Origin of the sequence: Microvirga sp. CF3062, assembly GCF_036314045.1 — a bacterium.
Taxonomy (GTDB): Bacteria; Pseudomonadota; Alphaproteobacteria; order Rhizobiales; family Beijerinckiaceae; genus Microvirga.
In genome coordinates, this window is the sequence record NZ_JAYGGN010000003.1 from 426,279 (window position 1) to 446,909 (window position 20,631).

At 61.9% G+C, this 20,631-nt stretch carries 16 protein-coding genes; 11 read left to right on the forward strand and 5 right to left on the reverse strand.

Annotation, left to right across the window (positions count from 1 at the left end; translation table 11 throughout):
* Positions 1-22: 22 nt before the first annotated feature.
* A complete protein-coding gene (locus tag VB618_RS08125) occupies positions 23-1,654 on the reverse strand; it encodes an alpha-D-glucose phosphate-specific phosphoglucomutase (RefSeq protein ID WP_329796096.1) in 1,632 nt (543 codons plus the stop codon).
* 465 nt (positions 1,655-2,119) lie between these two features.
* On the opposite strand from VB618_RS08125, the gene cphA reads away from it, so the two are divergent.
* Positions 2,120-4,996 (forward strand): cyanophycin synthetase, encoded by a 2,877-nt coding sequence (gene cphA, locus VB618_RS08130; RefSeq protein WP_329796097.1) that lies wholly within the window; start codon positions 2,120-2,122, stop codon positions 4,994-4,996.
* Between the two features lie 77 nt (positions 4,997-5,073).
* A complete protein-coding gene (locus tag VB618_RS08135) occupies positions 5,074-5,928 on the forward strand; it encodes a cyanophycinase (protein WP_329796098.1) in 855 nt (284 codons plus the stop codon).
* A 7-nt stretch (positions 5,929-5,935) separates the two neighbouring features.
* Here VB618_RS08135 and VB618_RS08140 read toward each other — a convergent pair whose 3' ends face one another.
* Positions 5,936-6,193, reverse strand: coding sequence for a hypothetical protein (locus tag VB618_RS08140; protein ID WP_329796099.1), 258 nt, complete (start codon positions 6,191-6,193; stop codon positions 5,936-5,938).
* Positions 6,194-6,392: 199 nt separating this feature from the next.
* On the opposite strand from VB618_RS08140, the gene VB618_RS08145 reads away from it, so the two are divergent.
* Positions 6,393-7,379, forward strand: coding sequence for a Bug family tripartite tricarboxylate transporter substrate binding protein (locus VB618_RS08145; protein ID WP_329796100.1), 987 nt, complete (start codon positions 6,393-6,395; stop codon positions 7,377-7,379).
* 25 nt (positions 7,380-7,404) lie between these two features.
* Here VB618_RS08145 and VB618_RS08150 read toward each other — a convergent pair whose 3' ends face one another.
* Positions 7,405-8,199 carry a DUF1194 domain-containing protein gene (locus tag VB618_RS08150; RefSeq protein WP_329796101.1) on the reverse strand — a complete coding sequence of 265 codons (795 nt, stop codon included), beginning with the start codon at positions 8,197-8,199 and terminating at the stop codon, positions 7,405-7,407.
* Between the two features lie 252 nt (positions 8,200-8,451).
* Here VB618_RS08150 and VB618_RS08155 point away from each other — a divergent pair, with 252 nt between their 5' ends.
* From VB618_RS08155 to VB618_RS08175, 5 genes are all read left to right on the forward strand, one after another.
* On the forward strand, positions 8,452-8,871 hold the full coding sequence (locus VB618_RS08155; protein WP_329796161.1) for a DoxX family protein: 420 nt from the start codon (positions 8,452-8,454) through the stop codon (positions 8,869-8,871).
* Positions 8,872-9,089: 218 nt separating this feature from the next.
* Positions 9,090-9,380 (forward strand): hypothetical protein, encoded by a 291-nt coding sequence (locus VB618_RS08160; protein WP_329796102.1) that lies wholly within the window; start codon positions 9,090-9,092, stop codon positions 9,378-9,380.
* 372 nt (positions 9,381-9,752) lie between these two features.
* A complete protein-coding gene (locus VB618_RS08165) occupies positions 9,753-12,047 on the forward strand; it encodes a putative bifunctional diguanylate cyclase/phosphodiesterase (RefSeq protein ID WP_329796103.1) in 2,295 nt (764 codons plus the stop codon).
* Positions 12,048-12,318: 271 nt separating this feature from the next.
* Entirely contained in the window at positions 12,319-13,080 is a 762-nt protein-coding gene (locus VB618_RS08170; RefSeq protein WP_329796104.1) for a response regulator transcription factor, read from the forward strand.
* A gap of 246 nt (positions 13,081-13,326) precedes the next feature.
* Positions 13,327-13,542 carry a hypothetical protein gene (locus VB618_RS08175; RefSeq protein ID WP_329796105.1) on the forward strand — a complete coding sequence of 72 codons (216 nt, stop codon included), beginning with the start codon at positions 13,327-13,329 and terminating at the stop codon, positions 13,540-13,542.
* A gap of 101 nt (positions 13,543-13,643) precedes the next feature.
* On the opposite strand, the gene VB618_RS08180 is transcribed toward VB618_RS08175, so the two are convergent.
* Complete coding sequence (locus VB618_RS08180; RefSeq protein WP_329796106.1) at positions 13,644-13,844, reverse strand: hypothetical protein; 201 nt, start codon at positions 13,842-13,844, stop codon at positions 13,644-13,646.
* 138 nt (positions 13,845-13,982) lie between these two features.
* Positions 13,983-14,873, reverse strand: coding sequence for a LysR family transcriptional regulator (locus VB618_RS08185; RefSeq protein ID WP_329796107.1), 891 nt, complete (start codon positions 14,871-14,873; stop codon positions 13,983-13,985).
* Between the two features lie 480 nt (positions 14,874-15,353).
* Here VB618_RS08185 and VB618_RS08190 point away from each other — a divergent pair, with 480 nt between their 5' ends.
* The 3 genes from VB618_RS08190 to VB618_RS08200 are packed head-to-tail and all read left to right on the forward strand — an operon-like array spanning position 15,354 to position 20,631.
* On the forward strand, positions 15,354-16,997 hold the full coding sequence (locus VB618_RS08190; protein WP_329796108.1) for a peptidase domain-containing ABC transporter: 1,644 nt from the start codon (positions 15,354-15,356) through the stop codon (positions 16,995-16,997).
* Entirely contained in the window at positions 16,994-19,177 is a 2,184-nt protein-coding gene (locus tag VB618_RS08195; RefSeq protein ID WP_329796109.1) for a peptidase domain-containing ABC transporter, read from the forward strand. The genes VB618_RS08190 and VB618_RS08195 overlap by 4 nt, the downstream gene beginning before the upstream one ends.
* Positions 19,177-20,631 carry an HlyD family type I secretion periplasmic adaptor subunit gene (locus VB618_RS08200; protein ID WP_329796110.1) on the forward strand — a complete coding sequence of 485 codons (1,455 nt, stop codon included), beginning with the start codon at positions 19,177-19,179 and terminating at the stop codon, positions 20,629-20,631. The genes VB618_RS08195 and VB618_RS08200 overlap by 1 nt, the downstream gene beginning before the upstream one ends.

Here is a 20,631-nt window from a genome sequence, read left to right on the forward strand (position 1 = left end):
GCCAAAGCCGGGGCAGATCGGATCAGGTGATCACGCTGGGCTCATTGCGCCCGGTGCGTGCGGCGATCTCCGCAATCTCGTTTGCCGCCTGCACGACAGGAGCCAGAACGTCCGCGGCCGGCAGATCGTGCCGGTCGGTGTCGGGCTCGAAGCGCTCCAGATAAACCCGCAGCGTCGCGCCCGAGGTGCCGGTCCCCGACAGGCGGAACACGGCACGGGCGTCCTCCTTGAAGAGGATGCGGATGCCCTGCTTCGGCGTCACAGACTGATCGACGGGATCGGTGTAGGCGAAGTCATCGCAGAACTGCACCGTGAGTCCGCCGAAGCTCTCACCGGGAAGGGCAGGTAGCTTTTTGCGCAGGGCGTCCATCAGTTCGTTGGCAGGTGCGGTTTCGAGCTCCTCATAGTCGTGGCGCGTGTAGTAGTCGCGGCCGAACGTGGCCCAGTGCTCGCGCACGATCTGGTCCGCCGGTTTCCGCGTGACCGCCAGAATGTTGAGCCAGAGCAGCACGGCCCAGAGCCCGTCCTTCTCGCGGATGTGGTTGGAACCCGTGCCTGCGCTCTCCTCGCCGCACAGGGTGATGAGCCCTGCGTCCAAAAGGTTGGCGAAGAACTTCCAGCCCGTGGGCGTCTCGAAGGAATTGATGCCAAGTTTTGCAGCAACTCGATCGGCAGCGCGGCTCGTCGGCATGGAGCGCGCGACGCCGGTGAGACCCTTGGAATAGCCGGGCGCGAGATGCGCATGGCTCGTGAGGATCGCGAGACTGTCGCTCGGCGTCACGAAGAGCCCGCGGGCCACGATCATGTTGCGGTCGCCGTCGCCGTCGGAGGCTGCACCGAAATTGGGTGCATCGGGACCGAGCATCAGCTCCATGAGGTCATGGGCATGAACCGGGTTCGGATCGGGATGATGGCCGCCGAAATCGGGCATCGGCTCCCCGTTCACGACGGTGCCCTCCGGCGCGCCGAGACGGCCTTCCAGGATCGCCTTCGCGTAAGGGCCCGTGATGGCGCTCAAGGCATCGAAGCGCATGCGAAAGCCCGAGCGGAACAGATCGGCGATCTTGTCGAAATCGACCAGCTGCTCCATCAGCTCCGCATAATCGGCCACCGGATCGATGATCTCGACATTCATCCCGCCGACCTTGGTCGGGCCGATGCGGCCGAGATCGATGTCGGGCGCGTCGACGATCTTGTAATCGCTGATGGCGCTCGCCCGCTTGAACACGGCTTCCGTGAAGGATTCCGGCGCCGGTCCACCGTGGGACATGTTGAACTTGATGCCGAAGTCGCCGTCCGGGCCGCCCGGATTATGGCTGGCGGAAAGAACGAGGCCGCCGATGGCCTTGTGCTTGCGGATCACGCAGGAGACCGCCGGCGTCGACAGGAGACCCCGCTGTCCGACGAGAACGCGGTCGAAGCCATGAGCGGCGGCCATCTTGATGGCGGTTTGAACCACGACATCGTTGAAGTAGCGCCCGTCGCCGCCAATCACCAGAGTCGAGCCTTGCGCGCCCTCAACATTGTCGAAGATCGACTGGATGAAGTTTTCCACATACCGGGGCTGCTGAAAGACGGTGACCTTCTTGCGCAGGCCGGATGTGCCGGGGCGCTGATCGGAAAAAGGCGTAGTCGGGATACGGGTCGTCACCATCGCGGCTGATCACTTCCTTGCGTGGTCCATCGTGGACCGAGTCTTGAACCCTGCCCTGAGACAGGCGTGCGACCATTGTAGGGTTATGCCCGCCACATGCCACTGCCGAGATGAAGGTAAGATGAAGAAGGTTTTCTCCGCTCTCGACCATTCTTTCCCATTCAGCCACAAGGCCGAACAACTAGGCTTAGCGAAAAGACGCTCTCAAGATGCACCGCCGCACGAAGCGCACAAGCAACAGAGGCTTATCTCCACAGTATAGACTCTCATAACATATGTTATTGACCATCAAATATTATCTCGGTGGGACTTTATACAGTGGAACCAAGGAAGCTGCCTGGAGATTGAACAGCACCTAAGTGCATTCTGCACGCTCTTTCATCATTCAATCACCGGCGGAGACGTGGACGGATGCCGTCTGCGGATGGCGCGCCGTTTTAATTCTGTTGTGAGGAGTTCCTGAGAATGGGCGATGATTGTCAAGCGGGGGTCGGCTCTGGAGAGGCTGTGAACCTGCTGCCCCATCCATCGAACAAAGCTGACGCCCTGGGGGGGCAAGAGGCGACGACGAGCCCTATGCGCGTGATCGAGCGCGGGGTGTATCGCGGGCCGCATCTCTACAGCCTCACACCGATGATCCGGATCAAGCTCGATCTCGGCACATTGGAGGAGTGGCCGTCCCACCGCCTGCCCGGTTTCACCGAGCGCCTTCTGGCCCTTTTGCCGGGTTTGCACGAGCATGGCTGCAGCTTTCACGAGCGCGGCGGCTTCGTACGGCGTCTCGAAGAGGGGACTTGGCTCGGCCATGTGGCCGAGCACATTGCCCTTGAGCTTCAGACGCTCATCGGCTCGCGCGTGACCCGAGGCAAGACTCGCTCCGTCAAGGGAGAGTTCGGAGTCTACAATGTGATGTATGCCTACCGGGATGACAATGTGGGCCTCGTGGCCGGGCGGTTGGCTCTCCAGCTCGTGGATTCCCTGCTGCCCCCGGAGCTCCAGGGCATCACAGGTCTCGACCGCATCTACAAGGACGAGGATGAGCCCGCCTTCCGGGGGGCATTCGACCTGAGGACGGCTCTCAAAGCGCTCCGCTACGTGCATCGCCGCACGGCGCTCGGCCCAACGACCATGTCCCTCGTGCAGGAGGCCGAGCGGCGCGGCATCCCGGTCCTGCGCCTCGACGATCAGAGCCTCGTGCAGCTCGGCACCGGACGCTACCAGAAGCGCATCCGCGCCAGCATCACCAGTATGACCTCGTCGATCGCAACGGATGCGGCCGGCGACAAGGATCTGACGAAAACCCTTCTCGCGCATGCCGGCCTGCCGGTTCCCCGAGGCGAGGTCGTCCGCAACGGCGAGGACGCCGTGCGCGCAGCCGAGCGGATCGGCTATCCGGTCGTGGTCAAGCCCCTCGACGGCAACCATGGACGCGGCGTCAGCATCGACCTCTCCACGCCGGAAGAAGTCACCCGTGCCTTCGGAGAGGCTGTGAGCCACAGCCGGCGCGTTATCGTCGAAAACTGCTTCAAAGGACGCGACCACCGCATCTTGGTGGTCAACGGAGAAGTCGTGGCGGTGGCGGAGCGCCTGCCGGCCCATGTCATCGGCGACGGTGAGCGCAGCATCTCGGCCCTGGTCGAGGAGGTGAACAAGGATCCGCGCCGCGGCGATGGCCATGAAAACGTCATGACCCGGATCACCATCGGCGATCACGCACGCGCCGTGCTGGCGAAGTCCGGCCTGAGCCCGGAGAGTGTTCCGGATCTCGGGCAGGTGGTGTATCTGTGCGATACGGCCAATCTCTCGACCGGCGGCACCGCCATCGACCGTACTGACGACATCCACCCCGACAATGCCATGATCGCCCGGCGGGCTGCACGCACCATCGGTCTTGACGTGGCCGGCATCGACTTCATCGCACCGGACATCACCCGCTCGGTTCATGAAACCGGGGGCGGCATCATCGAGGTCAATGCCGCACCGGGCTTCCGCATGCACCTCCAGCCCTCAGAAGGCCGGGCCCGCAACGTGGCGCGACCCGTCATGGACATGCTGTTCCCACGCGGCACGCCGACCCGCATTCCAGTCCTCGCCATTACAGGCACCAACGGCAAATCCACCACATCACGCATGGTCGGTCATATCCTGCGTGCCAACGGGCTCTGCGTCGGCCTGACCTCGACGACCGGCATCTACATGAATGGCCGCCGGGTGGTGGAGGCGGATGCCTCCGGTCCCTGGAGCGCCCGTGTGGTGCTGAAGGAACCCACGGTAGACGTGGCCGTTCTCGAAACTGCCCGCGGCGGCATCCTTCGCGAGGGAATGGGTTTCTCGGAATGCGATGTCGGTCTCGTCACCAACATCCAGCCGGACCATCTCGGGCTCAAAGGCATCGAAACCATCGAGGATCTGGCCTGGGTCAAGTCGGTTGTCGTGGAGGCCGTGCATCGCAACGGCACCAGCATTCTCAACGCCGACGATCCGATGTGTGTAAGCATGCGCCGCCGCGCCGGCGGACGCATCTGCTATTTTTCCCTTCGGGGCGGAGCCGACATGCCGGACTTCCTGCGCGAGCATATCGAGGATGGCGGCTTCGCGGTGGTGCGCGAACCGGGTGCTCTCGACGGCGGCGAGATCGTAATCCACGATGACGGCGACAGCATTCACCTGATGCGCGCTGCCGAGATCCCCGCAACCCTCGACGGGTTGGCCGAGTTCAACGTGCAGAACGCTCTGGGGGCAGTCGCCATGGCCTATGCCCAGGGCGTGGCGGTCAACGTCATTCGTAATGCCCTGTCGACCTTCACCACGTCCTTCGAGCAGAGCCCCGGACGCCTCAACGTTTTCGACGGCCATGGCTTCAGGGTCATCCTGGATTATGCCCATAATCCGGCGGGCCTTCAGGCCCTGGGCGATCTCATCCTCAAGATGCGCCCTCGCCATCGACGCATCATCGGGATGATCAATATCCCGGGCGATCGTCGCGACGACGACATGCGGGAAATGGGGGCTCTGGCCACGCGCTACTTCGATGAGATCATCTTCCGGGAGGATCCCGCCCGTCGGGGACGCAAGCCCGGTGAGATCGTCGCCTTGCTCGCCGAAGGCGCGCTGGCAACTGGTTTCCCGGAGGAGAGAATCACGCGCATTCTGGACGAGGACGAGGCTGCAGACGTGTGCCTTAGCCGCGCGCAGCCGGGCGACCTCGTGGTGCTCACACCCACCGATGTGGAGGCCATGTGGCAGCAGGTGCTCGACTTCCGGGCCACTCCCTCCACGTTCTTCGATGTGGAGGTCGACCGGGCCGAGGAGCCGGCCGAGGGATGGCGCCGCACCGCTTGAGCGGTACTAGAGGAACTTCAATGCTGCCCGTCCCTTGTCTGGGGCGGGTTGCTGCTGAAAGGGAGCGGGTCGGGATCATGCAGGATCGTGCGAGGAAGAAGTCGACGGGGCCGCTCATCATCATCGGCGGTGGTGAGGACAAGGAAGGTGAGCGCACCATCCTGCGTGAGGTCGCCAGGCATCTGGATGGCGGCAAGCTCGTCCTCGCAACCGTCGCTTCCCACGAGCCTGAAGGTTATTTCGAGGCTTACCAGAGAGCCTTTGCCGACCTTGGTGTGACGGATCTCGTGGAGATCTATGTGAAGGATCGCGCCGAGACCCTCGACCCTGAGAAGCTGCGGCTCCTCGATGGAGCCGCCGGCGTGTTCTTCTCAGGTGGCGACCAGCTGCGCATCTCAAGCCAGATCGGCGACACACCCATCGAGCAGCGGGTGCGCGAGATCCATGATCGTGGCGGGCTGCTGGCAGGAACGTCTGCCGGCGCGTCGGTGATGAGCGAGACCATGCTGGTGAAAGGAACGAGCGGGGAATCCTACAAGATCGGGGATCTTCACATGGCGCCAGGCCTTGGCCTCGTGCGCAATGTGATCATCGACCAGCATTTCGCGGAGCGCGGGCGGTTCGGACGCCTGTTCGGCGCCGTGGCGCATAACCCGCGCGAGCTCGGGATCGGCATTGACGAGGACACGGCGCTGGTTCTCGAAGATGGGCGCTTCGTGGTGATCGGCAGCGGCTGCGTCTATGTGGTCGATGGGGCCGGAGTCACCCATTCCAACATCGCCGAGGCCGAACCGGAACGTTCTCTATCCATGTACGACATCCGCATGCATGTGCTGAGTTCCGGCGACGCGTTCGACTTGGCAAGGCGTCGTCCTGCCGAAGTGCTGGATGTCCAGAAGAGCCATGCCATCGAAGCGCAGGCTGCCAGCTGACTTTCGGCTAAGGATTATTCCCGCCGGAGTGCTTCTTCGCTGCGTCGCCCGCCTGTGCCGGATCGGTTCCTTGCGGAGCGTCTCCCGCCGGCTTCACCTCGTCGGGATTTGACACGGCGTGAGTGACGGGCTCCCGCGCCTGCTCCTCATGCGGAGGCGGACCGGCAACCGCCGACCCGCCCATATAGGACGGTGGATCGCTGGCCGGGAAGGAGTATTCCGAACCGGCATCGACCAAGTCGTCCTCTTCCTTCTTCACACCCATAGCCCATCTCCCGCTCTGTGAATGCACGGCTCGTCACGAAGGAATGCCGGGAATCTCCGCATGTTCAGGCGTAGCGGCAAATAATATCGCGGCCGCAAGGAGCTTGTGCCGCCCCTCGCCTGACGTGGCTCTGGTCGCCGCAAGCGCTCTCCCTATGTCCAGCCATGCATCGAATTCAAAGACAATCCGGGAGAACGCCATGAACAAGACCCGCCGCAGCCTCCTCGTGACGATGGCCGCCGCTTCCGCAGCCTCGGCCCTCTCGCCGCTGCGGGCTTTCGCCCAGGCCGATTATCCGACGAGGCCGGTCCGGGTCACCGTCCCCTATGCGGCCGGCGGCGGAACTGACTTCTTCGCGCGGCTCGTCTTCGGCGCCATGGGAGAACAGCTGGGGCAGCAATTCGTCGTCGAGAACAAGCCGGGGGCCGGCACCAACATCGGGGCAGAGGCCGTCGCCCGTGCGGAGCCTGATGGGTACACGCTGCTCTTAGGGGATTCGGCGACCTTCGCGACGAACCGCTCCCTTTATCGAAAGCTTTCCTTCGATCCATACAAGGACTTCAGCCCGATTTCCCTGACGGGCCGCTTCGCGCTCGTGCTGCTCGTCAACACGAACAAGCTGCCGGTGAACTCTGTCCAGGAGTTGATCGCCGAGGCGAAGAAAACGCCCGGACGGATCAACTATGCGACACCGGGCCTGGGCAGCCCGTTCCATCTGGCGACGGAACTTCTCTCGCAAGGCGCGGGCATCAAGCTCACCCATGTGCCCTATCGGGGTGCCGCTCCCGCCGTGCAGGATCTGGTAGCAGGGCAGGTGGACATGATGTTCATCGATTTCGCAACTGCCCGCTCGCAGCTTTCAGGCCCCATCAAGGCCATCGCGGTAGCTTCTCCGAAGGAGTTCGCTGGCCTGCCGGGGGTGCCTCCGGTGGCGGCCGATTTTTCCGGCTTCGAGGCCTGGGCCTGGCAGGGCTTCGTCGGCCCGGCACGCCTGTCGCCCGAGATCGTCGCCAAGCTCAACGACACGTACCGGCAGATCGTCGCGAGGCAGGACATTCGCGACAAGCTGACCGGCGCCGGGATCGACGTTCTCCAGAGCTCGCCGTCCGAAATGGCCTCCTACATGCAGGAGGAAGGCGCCAAGTGGGAGAAGGTGATCCGGACGGCCAACATCACCCTGGAGTGATACCGATGAAAGCCGCGGGACCGCCTCAGTTGCGGTCCCAGCGATACATGCGCTGCTCGCCCTCGGCACAGCTCACCGACGGCTCGGCCTGAACCCTTTGAATCATTGGCCGGGCCGGCAGTGCCGCAATCTCGCGGATGATCTTTGTGCGGATCGCATCGGCAAACTGCCGGCTCTCCCGCACCGGCACGATGAACGAGCCCTCGCCGCCGATGACGCAGTTCTTATAGTAGAGGTCGAGATGCTCCATGTCGCCGAAGCCGCTCGGCCGCTTGAGCATGATCGGCAGCCCGTTGATGGTGATGCCCTTGGCAACGGCCTCATCCCGTGCCGCGACGACGCCTCGACCGCTGCTGTTGGGACCATCCCCGGAGATGTCGATGACCTTGCGGATGGGCTCGACGTCGGTCTGCTCCAGAAGCTTCACGCCGAAATCGATGGCGCCGGAGATCGAGGTTCTCCGGATGCGGCCGATCGGGTTGCTGCTCAGGCCATCGGCGAATTTCAGCGCCCCCTCGGGACCCTCGATGATCGTCCAAGGCACGATGACGTTCTGATATTCCACGCCCGACCATTCCACATAGGTGACGATGATACGCCCCAACATGCCGTTACGAACGGCCTCATGCACCTGCGGCGAGCGAAAGGCCTCCATGAAGCCCTGGCGTTGGAGTTCCTGCTCATCGGGATCCATGGAGCGCGACACATCCACAGCCAGCACCAGCGCGACATCGACCTCGGTCTCTGCCTGGGCGTTAGATGTGCACAGCCACAGGCCCGACATGACAGCCGCGAGAGCCCCAAGAAGCCTTCGATTCATCCCCGCCTCCGTTTGCCAGATGCAAGAAGCTGACAGGAAACCTCAGCCAGACAAGGTTTAGTGCCTATGAGAAGCGGTCGGTGGTCGTCAATTTAACGTGAGTTCCATGTGAAACTCTTGCCTTTGCCTTAACGCAAGACCCGGAGCAGAGCGCCACCCGAACGGGCTTCTCCTTCCGGCCTCGTGCTTTATATGGGCGGCATGATGTTTCGACCCGTCGTGGCTGGCGGTGCTCAGAAGGAAACCTCGCAGATGTCGTCCACTCTCGATCGCTGGTCGCCTTACGCCTTGGCCGTCCTAAGGATCGTCCCGGCACTGCTCTTCATGGAACATGGAACGCAGAAACTGTTCGGCTTTCCGGCGCCTCCCGAAGGCGGTACGCCGCCGCTCCTGTCGCTCTTCGGGATCGGAGCCATCCTCGAATTCCTCGGCGGCCTTTTGATCCTGGTGGGATTGTTCACCAGGCCTGTCGCCTTCCTGCTCGCCGGCGAGATGGCTGTCGCCTACTGGATGTTTCATGCCCCGCAAAGTCTCTACCCGGTTCTGAACGGTGGGGATGCGTCCATCCTGTTCTGCTTCGTGTTTCTCGTGCTCGTATTCACTGGTCCGGGTGCATTGAGCATCGATGGGGCAAGGCAGCCCGCAGGGCCACGACATTCCTGGGAGCGCTGATCCGGTGGGCGTGCCGGAGGCCTTGCCGCAGAATTATGGAGCATTTCAGAACGGCAACCCCGTTTTCTACCCCGGAAGAGTTGGGTAAGGCGTCTGACGCCTATGACGATAAAGTGGAATGGCTGCCTTTAACCTTATAATTTTAGGTGACGACGCATGACCTTTGTGCGGGAAAAGCGTTAACAGCACGGGCAAGTTCGTTGCGTAGGAGTTTGGACATGGCCGAGATCATCGCCTTCAAGGATCTCAAGAAGATTGCGGACAGGTGCGAGGTGCTGGGCCTTTTCGAACCCAAGCGCCCTTCAAGATCCAAAGCCCGCTCCGAGAGCAGAAGCTTCGATTTTCCGAGCTCCCGCCCTTTCATCTCCGGCAACCTCACGGATCTGTTCGAGCAGGCCAATGCGGTCGCGATGCGCCACCACCATGGGGACCCCAAGGTCTCGGCCATCGTGGCCGAGAAGTGTTTGGAGCTGATTCAAGCCTTGGAAGATCATGCGCAGCCGGAATGAGCTATCAGGTCAAAGAACCGACCGGATTATCAAGAATTCACTTTCCCGCTCGAAGAGGATATCGCCTACAAGTTCAGTCTTCCTTTGCGGAAGCAAATCTTCGAAGAGAACCGTTAACTTTAAACCCCAAAGCACATGGCCAGATGAATTCTTTCGTTGATTTTTGATGCTGTTCGTAGGAACTATCATCGTTGAAACAGCACCTGTGGCAGGTTGAGTTCGCGCCCGAGTCCATGCGCCGCTCAAAGGCATGATGCCCCCCTGTCAGGCCGGTGAGAGTCCGGCAGGTTCGTTCCCAAAATCCATTTGCCCGAGGTCGTTCGTTCGGCATACCGCCGTTCGGTCGAGGTTCGGAGGCGTTCCGGTGCGGCCATGTTGAGTCATTTTCTGTCATTCGACCGCGCAGAACGGCCCTTTATTCGCGGCGTTCTGCTGCCTGTTGTCCTGGTTGCCTTCACGACCCTGGCGATGGGGGCGGGGGCGATTCTTTGGGCTGTGGACAGGAGCAATGACATCTCCGCCGAACGTCAGCTCCGGACGACGGAGGCCAGCATACGGGCCGCAGTTCAGGAACTCGCTCAGCAGCAGGAAATGGTCGCCATTTGGGATGATGCCGTGGTGGAGCTCAGCAAGCGGTCCCTGGATCTCAAATGGGTTGATGCCAATTTCGGTGTCTGGCTCAACAAGACCTTCGGACAGGATGAAATCTATATCCTTGATGATCGCAACGAGCCGCTCGTCGCGACTGTTGGTGCCACCCGCGTGCCCACGGAAGAATACGAACGCGTGAGAGCGAATGTCCGCGACATCGTCGCAGGCGTAAGAGGAGTTCCAGGTTCCCTGCATCGGGCTCACGTCGCGGACCTTGCGACTGCATCCTACCTCAAGACCGGCCAGGCTGTTCACGATGCTCATCTGCTCGAGCTCAATGGCCGGCCGGTCGCCGTCAGTGTCATGAAGATAATCCCTGAGTCCGAAGACGTCCCCTATCCTCATGGAAGGGAGTTCCTTTTGCTCAGCGTCCGCTTCCTCGATGGAAGCTTCATCACACAGCTGTCCGAGCAGAACCTGATCGACGGTCTGCGGTTCTCCAGCACCGATACGCCCCAGCTGGGCGAGGTCTCGGTGCCGGTCAGGTCGGATGTTGGCCATCTCATCGGCTACTTCATCTGGAACCCTGAGCTGCCGGGGGATCGTGTTCTCAGGTCGGTCGGTCCGATAATGGCCGCTGCTGCTGCCATGATCCTTCTCCTGCTCAGTGCTTTGGTCCGTCGTTTGAGGCAGTCCACGAGGGCGCTGGAGAGGACGGTTCTTGAGCTGAAAGCCAGCGAGGCGCAGGCCCACCATCTTGCTTTCCATGATGTGCTGACAGGCCTGCCCAATCGGGCCATGTTCGAAGACCGGCTCACCCATGCGACCGCCCGGATGCAGAATGGCGAGCAGGTTGCCGTCATGATGATCGACCTGGATCGCTTCAAGCATGTGAACGACACGCTCGGCCACCATGCAGGTGACAGTCTCATTCAGGAGTTTGCAATCCGTCTGTCGACGCTTGTGAATGGTGAGGTCACCATTACCCGACTGGGCGGGGACGAATTTGCCATCGTACAAATCTTCAAGTCAGGAACCGATGCGCCGCAGGCCTTGTGCGATCGTATTCTTGCGGCATCCGTACAGCCCTATGATGTTCTCGGTAATCAGGTCTTCGTCGGCGCCAGCATCGGGCTCGTGCTGGCTCCTGAGGCAGGGTTGGATCGTATCGAACTCCTGCGCAAGGCAGACATCGCGCTTTACCGTGCCAAGGGTGAGGGACGGAACTGCTACCGCCTCTTTACGCCGGAAATGGACGAGACCATCAACGTCTCTAGGGCTATCGAGGAGGATCTCCGTGCGGCGCTTGCGACAGGGGAGGGGCTTGAGGTTGCCTATCAACCACAGATTTCCCAGGGCGGCTCGGTCGTCGGCGTGGAGGCCCTCGCCCGCTGGCATCACCCGACCCGCGGGTGCATCCAGCCCAGCCAGTTCATTCCTGTGGCGGAGCAGACTGGCCTGATCGTTCCGCTTGGAGAATGGATTCTGCGCCAAGCCTGTACAGCCTCGCGACGCTGGCCCGATCTCTTTGTCTCGGTCAATCTCTCGCCTGTTCAATTCCGGTCATGTGACTTCGCCGACCGCCTTATCGCCATCGTCCGGGAATGTGGTGGGCATCCTCAGCGAATTGAACTTGAAGTCACGGAAGGGGTGCTCCTTGAGGAGGATGGGAGAACAAACGATGCACTCCAGAGACTGCGGGAAGCGGGTTTCCGCATTGCCCTGGATGATTTCGGCACCGGCTACTCGAGCCTGGGCTACCTTCACCGCTTCGAGGTCGACAAGATCAAGATCGACCGTTCATTTACCCAAAGCCTGGGGCAGGGTGGCAAAGCTGCCACCGTCATCAAAGCAATCGTGGCCCTCGGGCATGCCATGTCGATTACCGTGACGGCCGAAGGGGTAGAGACGGAAATACAACGAAGTTTTCTGGATACGGCAGGCTGTAATGAAATGCAGGGCTTTCTATTCTCGAAGGCCATACCGGAAGAACAAATCACACAATTGCTCAGTCGTTCGCTTGCAAAGCAAGATCAAATCTATGTTAATTCGGCACCAATTCTAAGGACAGGATAAGCTTACCAACATGATAAGGCTAAGCTTGAGTTCGCAACATACCATTCAAGTTCAGAAAATGTCACAGAAGTTTTGTAACACGAAGGATTACCTCTTAGGTGACGTTTGGGAAGAGGAACTAAATCTTCTAGGCATCGTTATCGCCACGCCTGATCCATTCGGATCGGCTTCCTGGACATGGCTCCCGCCCTTTTGGTTTTATTCTGCGTATTTCGGATAAGCGGCGCCGTGATCCTGATTCGATGAACACTTCCGAGGGGCTAGAGCCAGCATGGGCCATAACGTCGTCTACAAAGAGCAAATCCTTCCCATCGCTCAGGATCCTTTCCAGAACATCACGACGGTTCTCATCTGCCAGAACATCCTTCTTCGGACCGGAATCAGTCACATCCTCTCGGGCACACGCTTCGACATCACGGAGCAAACCGGCGACCTATCGACGCTATCCACATTTCCGGAAGGGGTGCCGGTGCTCTTCCTCATTTGCGATGGGCGCTCCACTTCAGATTATGCCCAGACGGTCAAAGACCTGAAGGATCAGTACCCTCATGCACGAGTTGTGGCTCTAGCGGACAATATGGATCCGCAGGAGATCGTTCAGATCTGCAAGGAGGGTCTGGATGGGTTCTGCACCACAACGATGGATCGTCATGCCATCGTCAAGGCCTTAGAACTCGTGATGCTCGGGGAGACCTTCATTCCAGGATCGGTTGGCTTGGACCTGCTCGACCAGATCCAGAGCAACCAGGCCGGCGGTTTGGGCCGAACAGTTTCCTTTACGTCTGCCAAAGACCCGGCTCTGCTCCTGAACAAGCTATCGGAGCGTGAAGCGCAGATTCTGCGCTGCCTAACCCAAGGGTCCTCGAACAAGCTGATCGCCCGTGAACTCGGAGTGGCGGAAGCGACCGTCAAGGTTCACATCAAGGCGATCTTGCGAAAGGTGAAGGCAGTGAACAGGACCCAAGCGGCTATGTGGGCTGCCGGTCACTTCGCCCCCGCGCAGGAGAGCAGTTCTCTAGTCCCGGGCGAGTAGGGCTTACTTTAAGGTCTTAAAACTTCTAGGACCATAGCCTTATGAGAGAGTTGAGCACGTGGGGGAAAACCCCGCGTGTTATACCTCTTATGGGGTAGTCCAAGTGGTGAGTTGCGGATCAGTCAACACCGGCGCTAAGCCTGACAGCACCCTGATGGTGCGCCGGATAAAGAACCCAGTGAAAGCGTACTGACGCCCCAGGCCTGAACTTAAAAACAAACAGCTAAATGATGCGGTGGGGCAAACATGGATTATCAGGTGGAACTGGTGGCTCGTGCATTTTTTGAGGCCGAGCACGAGGACTTCTTTTGGGATAGCGAAGCGGAACTGGTTAGGGAAGAGTTCCGCGAATATGCCCGCAATGCCATCAATCTCCTTGACGACGATATCGGGGTTCTTCTGATGGCGCTCCAGCGCGCCACTGCGGAAGAGCATCCTGAGCGGTCCAGGGCCGCAGCCTAAAAATTTGCCTTCTGATCAAGCTGCTTGAGATTCCATGCCAAGGATGGGAATCTCAAGCATGTTCAGCACTTAACCCAGTCGTAGACCAGGAGTGCCCATGATTAGTGGGAGTCCGGTGGCAGATCGGCGATCCGCTTGATCTCATAGACAACCAACATCAGGAAAATCGACATGACCACGAGCCCGAGCGCGCTCGTGAAGACGCTCGCGCTCACGCCTGAGGCAGAAGAGACGATCGCCAGCAGGATCAGGAAGGGCAGCCCAAGAGTCATGACGAAAACAGCAAGCAAGGGCCGTGGCATAGGGCGGATCCGCTTCAGTCTTGAGGACGGGATTCTAAAGAAATCAATAGCCCTCAAATCGTGGAGAAATTGAGATTGCGATCCGGTTGCGCCTCTTGCTGGTCTCTTTAGTGAATGTAACCCGAAAGGGTTGCTGAACTAGAAATCCCAGCGCTGCGCCTTCGCAACGAGGAAGTCGCGAAAGACCTGAACCCGTGCGACGGAGCGCATTTCCTCCGGGTAAACCAGGTAGCTGTCGAGAACCGGCATCTGCACGTCGCGTAGAACCTGCTTCACCCTTGGGTTTCCGCTCATGGCATAATCCGGTGCCATGCCGATGCCGGCTCCATGCTCGATGGCCTTGCGGAGAGCGAGGCTGTCATTCACCACGAGACGGCTAGGGCGGGGATCCTTGGGATCGCGCCCCAAATTGCTCAGACGGTGGAGGTCCAGAATGAAAGCCGGTTGGTCGCCTCCCAGGCAAAGGAGGGAGTGATTGTCGAGATCCTCAATCCGTTCCGGCTCTCCGAAGCGCTCAAGATAGGAATGAGCCGCATAGGCGTGATACTGGATCGTGAAGAGGCGGCGCTGAATCAGATCCGGTTGCGCCGGACGACGCAACCGGATGGCGATGTCGGCTTCACGCATGGCGAGATCCAACTCTTCGCTCGTCAAGATCAATTGAACCCTCACATCTGGATAGAGATCGAGAAATTCCTTGATGCGTCGTGCCAGCCAAATGCCCCCGATTCCGACCGTTGCGGTGACCCTGAGGTCACCGGCCGGCCGCTCACTGGTTTCCGTGAGGCGCTGACGGGTCTCCTCTAGGCGCAGGCGGATATCCTGAGCCGCGCGGAACAGCACCTCCCCATGCTCGGTCAGGATGAGGCCGCGGGGATGGCGATGAAAGAGTGGAACTTTCAAATCGTGTTCGAGGGCGCTGATCTGGCGGCTCACCGATGACTGGTTGACCCCGAGCTTCTCGCCGGCGCGGGTAAAGTTCCCGGCAGCGACTACCTCATAGAACAATCTGATTTTGTCCCAGTCCAAGACAGATCCTCACAAGGGGAGCAGGTTCATCCTGCCTGCGCCTCAAGAAGGATTATTCCAGATCGGGAGAGCTTGCTACAAGGATCGCGATCACACCGTTCCTGAAGAAGCAGGCTGACATCCGGTGGTGAGCAAACCATGACCTTAATAGTATTGCATGAAACCTATTCAATGATGCGGCACATATACCGTTAACTTTACCTAAGGGTAAGTCAGGGCGAATGCTGGTTTTTATTGACTTGCCCGACAGTAATCTGAAAATTCAACGTAAGCGATAAGCAATATCCATGGCGGGTTGGTAGGCGCACCTCAGCGATGCGCGTCCAAAGGCATGATGCCGCCCCGCCATACCGGTGGAAGCCCGGTATGCTCCCCCAAAATTTCAAGCTTCTGCACCCCCACGGCCGAACGGCCAAAGGTCGCGCTATGAACAGGTCTGCTGCCGCATCCGAGGCCTTGGCGGCATCCTCGGGCCCATGGTTGACACGCCCCTTCCGGGGGCTGATCGGCCGCTTCGGCATCGCCTTTTTCATGCCGGTGCTCGAGGCGACGCTGCTGATCACCCTGCTGGCCCTGGCGCTGCCCGCTGCCCTGCTGCAGGTCTACGACCGGATTCTGCCGAACAAGGCGACCGGCACGCTGGTCGTTCTCGCCATCACGGTGGCTCTGGCCATTCTGCTGGAGGCGCTGCTTCGGCACGTGCGTGGCAGGCTTCTGGCCCGAATGGCGGCAACCTCAGAGGCGCAGGCGCATCGTCAAGCCATGGAGTGCCTGCTCCATGCTCCTCTCTCGGCCCTGGAAGCCAACGGCAACGGCTACTACGCGGAGCGTCTCTCTGCCATTGGCACCCTGCGTGAAGCGTGGTCGGGTCCGGCCCTGCAGGCCATGCTCGATTTGCCTTTCGCACTGCTTTATCTCGTCGGGATTTGGTACCTCGCCGGCCCGCTCGTGCTGGTGCCGCTGGCCTTGCTGGTTGGTGTCGCTCTGCTCGCAGCCTTGACCGGCCGGCGCGTGCGCCGCGCGGCGCAGAACCTCGCGCTCGCCGAGGAACGCCGCTTCAACTTTCTGTTTGACACGCTGAGCTGCATCCACCCGATGAAAGTCCTCGGCGCCGAGCCCTTGCTCGAGCGTCGCTACGAACGCCTGCAGGGCGGTTCCGCGCAGATGCGCCGTACCCTGGCGCAGGCCATCTCCGCAGGTCAGGAGGGCGGGCAGCTGCTGGCCCAGGCCGCCACAATCAGCGTGGCGGCCTTCGGCTGCCACATGGTGCTGAACGGGCAGCTCAGTGTCGGCGGCCTGGGTGCATGCACCATGCTGGTGGGTCGCACGATGCAGCCCCTGCTCGGCGGCGTCGCCCTCTGGTCCCGGCTCCAGTCGCTTGCGGAGAGCCGTAGGCGCGTTGCGGAAATTGCTCTGCTCCCGCAGGAGCGGCATCTCGACCGGCCGACGCTCCACGTTTCGGACGGCCACGTGGTTCTCGACAGCGTTCGTCTGCGCAATCCTCCCCACAAGGATTGGCTGTTCGATGGTTTGACCCTGGACATCAAGCCTGGCGAAATCATTGGCATCACTGGTGCCAACGGCTCCGGCCGCTCGGCCATGCTGCGGCTGATCGCGGGCGACCTACAGCCAACCGAAGGCCAGGTCACCATCGACGGGCAGGATCTCGCACAGGTCGAGATCGGGCCGGCGCGGCGGCAGGTCGCCCTGGTGCCGCCGGATCCGGCCCTGGTGCGCGGCACGCTCCTGCAGAACCTCACGATGCATCAGCCGCACTTGGAGGCGGCGGCTCTGCGCCTGGCGACTAAGCTGGGTCTGGATCAGGTGGCCAGCGCATTGCCAGGCGACTGGCATACGCCCGTCGGCGTTTCGGCCACACCTCTGCCACGTGGTGCGGCCCAACGTATTGGTGTCGTACGCGCTCTGATCGAGGAGCCGCGCATCCTGCTGCTCGACGACATCACCTCCCAGATCGATGGCGACAGCGATGCCCGGCTTGCCCAGCTCCTGGCTGGGCTGCGCGGCAAGGTCACGGTCATCATCGTCACGCACCGCCCCTCGACGCTCGGCATCGCCGATCGGGTGTTCGCGATCCGTGACGGCAGGCTGGAGCGCGTGCCATGAGCCTCGTGAAGGATTGTTGCCCTCAGGCTCCGGTGCAATTGTCGGAAGACCTTCTGTCTCCTTCCGATCTGGCCCGCTGCTTGCCGGTCCTGCTGTGGCTGATGGATTGGTCGGGCAGCGCGGACGATCTGCTCTCGGCACTCCCGCACGCGAAGCCCGATATCGATCTCACCGATCTGCGCAACACGCTGGCCGTTCTCGGTTATCCGACCAGGATGCAGGGGCTGAAGCGAGGAGGTCTCGACCTGCGGTGCCTGCCGGCCATCCTGCTGCCGCCGGGAAAGGCTGCTGCTGTCATCTATCGCGACGAGTCCGGGCAGGTTCTGGTGTTCGACGGTGCCACGGGCGACGTGAAGCCTTGTGCACCGGAGAAGCTGCGCGGCACCTTGATCCTTGCCGCCGAGGCGACCATCGGAGCATCCCGTCAGAACTGGTTCAGCGGCATCGCGCGGCGGTTTCAGGGTGCGCTTCCACCCTTGCTCGCAATCAGCGGGTTGATGGCCGTGCTCGGGCTTGCGGTTCCGATCTTCACCATGGCGGTTTTCGACACGGTGGTGGCCGGCTACAGCCCGGAAACGCTGCCCATGCTGATCATCGGCGTTGCCGCCGCGGTCGTGCTGGAGGTTCTTTTCCGAATCGTCCGCCAGCGCGCTCTGCTGCGCATCGCAGAGCGCCTGGATCGACTGGTTCCGAGCGCCGTCTTCACTCAGTTGCTTTCGCTGCCTACAGCCCTCGTGGAGCGAGCCGGCACCGCATCCCAGGTGTCCCGCCTGCGCGACTTTGCGGCAATCCGCGAGTTTCTCACCGGCAGTTTTGCGGTGGCCCTCCTGGACTTGCCGTTCACGATCCTCGTCGTGCTGCTGATGGTGGTGCTCGGAGGATGGATCGCCCTCGTGCCGGTAGGCACCGCCACCGGCTTCGTCCTTCTGTTCTGGATATCCCGCGGGCCCATGCGCCTGGCCATCGATCAGGCCGCTCGCGCCAATCAGGCGCGCGAGGCCCTGGCCGTCGAGGCGTTGGAGACGGTGCGCACCTTGAAGCTCGGGGGAGCGGAAGAGCGCTGGATCGACCGCTATGCCGCTGCCGCCGCTGCCGCCGCCGTGGCCTCGGCACGGGTCGGCACCCTGACGGGTTCGGTTCTCGCTGCAAGCCAAGCGCTCGTCACACTATCTGGCCTGGCTGCGGTGGTTATGGGCGTGCTCTCGGTGCTGTCCGGCGCAATGACCGCAGGCGCGCTGATTGCCGGCATGATGCTGATCTGGCGGGTCCTGGGTCCGATGCAGACATGCTTCGTGATGCTCTCCCGTTGGGAACAGACGCAGGCCTCGATTCGACAGGTGGACGGATTGATGGCTCTCGAAACGGAGCGGCCTCCACCGCTTGAGGCACGCATGGCGCCGCCGGAGCACGGGGCCATCGTGTTCCACCGCGTGACCCTGCGCTATCTGCCCCAATCCGAGCCCGTGCTGGCCGGCGCCAGCTTCGCTATTCAGCCCGGCCAAGTGGTCGCCGTCACCGGGGCTGAAGGCACGGGCAAGTCGACCCTGCTGCTGCTGACCGCAGGCCTGTACCGGCCGCAGGGCGGCCTCGTGCGCATCGACGGGCATGACGTGCGCTCCTTCAATCCGGCCGTTCTCCGGCGCAGCATTGGCTGGGTGCCGCAATCGCCAGGGTTGCTCTACGGCACGATCGCCCAGAATCTGCGCCTAGCCCGACCCAGTGCCTCCGATGCGCAACTGCGCGCCGCAGCCGCGGAGGCCGGCGTTCTGGAGGCGATTGAGGCGCTGCCGCGCGGCTTCGACACTCGGGTCGGTGACAACCACAGCGGCCGTCTGCCGCGCAGCATTCTGCAGCGGATCGCGCTCGCCAGCGCGTTGCTGCGCGAGGCGCCGATCCTGCTTCTGGACGAGCCTGTCGCCGGGCTTGACGACGCCTGCGCTAAGGCTTTCACCGATGTGATCGCTTCCCGCCGGGGGCGCTGCACGATCCTCATGGCAACGCACAGGCCGAGCCACATCCGCATGGCCGACCGTGTCCTGCGCCTGCGGGACGGGCAGGTGGAGGAGGTGGATCAGCCTGCTCCATCCGACCCACGTCCGACACGCACGCCAGTGGGCGTGCCGCTGGCGAACGCGGCCTTCGCAAATCTTTCTGCCGCTAACAGTTCCAGAGTTGGTTGATGAGCACCGCTTCAACATCCGCCCCCAAGGTCGAGACCCTGCCGATGGCCGCAAATCAGCACACGACGGCACCGCTGCCCCGCGCCAGCCGTCAGCCGCGACCCGACAGTCATGTGCTCGCCCTGGAGGAACTGCGCATCCACAGCTTGGAACGCGCCGTCATTCTGGGCACCGGCCTCCTGGTGGCCGCAACCCTCTCTTGGGCTGCGCTCACCCATGTGCCTGAAGTGGCCATCGGTGTCGGCGACCTCGCGCCGACGATTGCCCCGGCCCCGGTTCAGCATTTCGAAGGCGGCATCGTCACGGAGGTGCTGGTTCACGAAGGTGATGTGGTCGAAGCGGGTCAGCCCTTGCTTCGCATGAACGATGCGGCAGCCCAAGCCGAGCTGTCGCAAGTCCGGCTTCGTCTTGAGTCCTTGCAATTGCAGTCGCAGCGCCTGACGGCAGCGGCGGAGGGCAATGTCACGGCCATGGAACTGCATGGTCGCGAAGGAACTGCGAGCATTGCCGTCGCCGATGCGAGCGGGGAGAGCAGCGCTATGCCATCCCTGACAACCAGTCTCTTCATCGGGCCGCAACGCGCAGCGCTCGACGCACGCCTGCGGTCCTTGAGCGATCGGATCGCGGTGCTGCACGAACAGGTGGCGCAGCGGCGCAGCGAATTAGTTACCCTGTCCGGACAGATCTCTGCCGTGCAGGAGCAGATGGCGCTGCATGCCAAGGAGCTCGGCATCCGTGAGGAGCTTGCCCGCAACGGATTGACCACACGGCTCGCGGTTCTGGAGGCGCAGCGTCTGCTGATGAGCTCGAAAGCCGAGCATGAGCGGCTGAACGGACAGCATGCCACGGCTCTGCGCAGCCTCGCCGAAGCCGAGGCCCGCATTTCAGAGATGCAGTCGGCTGCCGTGGACGAGGCCAGGCAGGAGGCCGCCCGCGTGGCCCTGGACATGGCCGAGACGGCGGAAGCGGTCCGCAAGCTGGAGGATCGTGCGGAAAGGACGCTGCTGCGTGCGCCGGCTTCTGGCGTCCTGCGCGGACTGGCCGTTCACCGTCCCGGCGCCGTCTTGCCGCCCGGTGGATTGATCGCCGAGGTGATGCCGCAGGATGCCCCGCTTGTTGCGGATGTGCGGATCATGCCGCGCGACATCGGCTTCATCGAGATCGGCCAGCCTGTTCACGTCAAGGTGCAGGCCTTCGACTATGCGCGCTACGGTGCCGTGGACGGCATCGTAGAGCGCGTATCCGCCGGCACGTTCCTCGACGAGCAGCGGCAGCCGCATTACCGCGTGCGTGTCGCGCTCAAGCAGCAGCATGTGGGCCGCGATCCCGGAAAGGCACAACTCGTGCCCGGCATGACGGTTCAGGCCGACATCACGACCGGCAACAAGACCGTGCTGCAGTACCTTTTGAAGCCGATCTACTCCGCCATGGCGGCATCATTCCACGAGCGTTGA

Bases quoted from the DNA above. Each gene is read 5' to 3' on its own strand.
- VB618_RS08145 (WP_329796100.1), top strand. From the start codon at position 6,393: ATGAACAAGACCCGCCGCAGCCTCCTCGTGACGATGGCCGCCGCTTCC.
- VB618_RS08195 (WP_329796109.1), top strand. From the start codon at position 16,994: ATGAGCCTCGTGAAGGATTGTTGCCCTCAGGCTCCGGTGCAATTGTCG.
- VB618_RS08160 (WP_329796102.1), top strand. From the start codon at position 9,090: ATGGCCGAGATCATCGCCTTCAAGGATCTCAAGAAGATTGCGGACAGG.
- VB618_RS08180 (WP_329796106.1), bottom strand. From the start codon at position 13,844: ATGCCACGGCCCTTGCTTGCTGTTTTCGTCATGACTCTTGGGCTGCCC.
- VB618_RS08125 (WP_329796096.1), bottom strand. From the start codon at position 1,654: ATGGTGACGACCCGTATCCCGACTACGCCTTTTTCCGATCAGCGCCCC.
- cphA (WP_329796097.1), top strand. From the start codon at position 2,120: ATGGGCGATGATTGTCAAGCGGGGGTCGGCTCTGGAGAGGCTGTGAAC.
- VB618_RS08165 (WP_329796103.1), top strand. From the start codon at position 9,753: ATGTTGAGTCATTTTCTGTCATTCGACCGCGCAGAACGGCCCTTTATT.
- VB618_RS08140 (WP_329796099.1), bottom strand. From the start codon at position 6,193: ATGGGTGTGAAGAAGGAAGAGGACGACTTGGTCGATGCCGGTTCGGAA.
- VB618_RS08200 (WP_329796110.1), top strand. From the start codon at position 19,177: ATGAGCACCGCTTCAACATCCGCCCCCAAGGTCGAGACCCTGCCGATG.
- VB618_RS08135 (WP_329796098.1), top strand. From the start codon at position 5,074: ATGCAGGATCGTGCGAGGAAGAAGTCGACGGGGCCGCTCATCATCATC.
- VB618_RS08175 (WP_329796105.1), top strand. From the start codon at position 13,327: ATGGATTATCAGGTGGAACTGGTGGCTCGTGCATTTTTTGAGGCCGAG.
- VB618_RS08150 (WP_329796101.1), bottom strand. From the start codon at position 8,199: ATGAATCGAAGGCTTCTTGGGGCTCTCGCGGCTGTCATGTCGGGCCTG.
- VB618_RS08155 (WP_329796161.1), top strand. From the start codon at position 8,452: ATGTCGTCCACTCTCGATCGCTGGTCGCCTTACGCCTTGGCCGTCCTA.
- VB618_RS08170 (WP_329796104.1), top strand. From the start codon at position 12,319: ATGGGCCATAACGTCGTCTACAAAGAGCAAATCCTTCCCATCGCTCAG.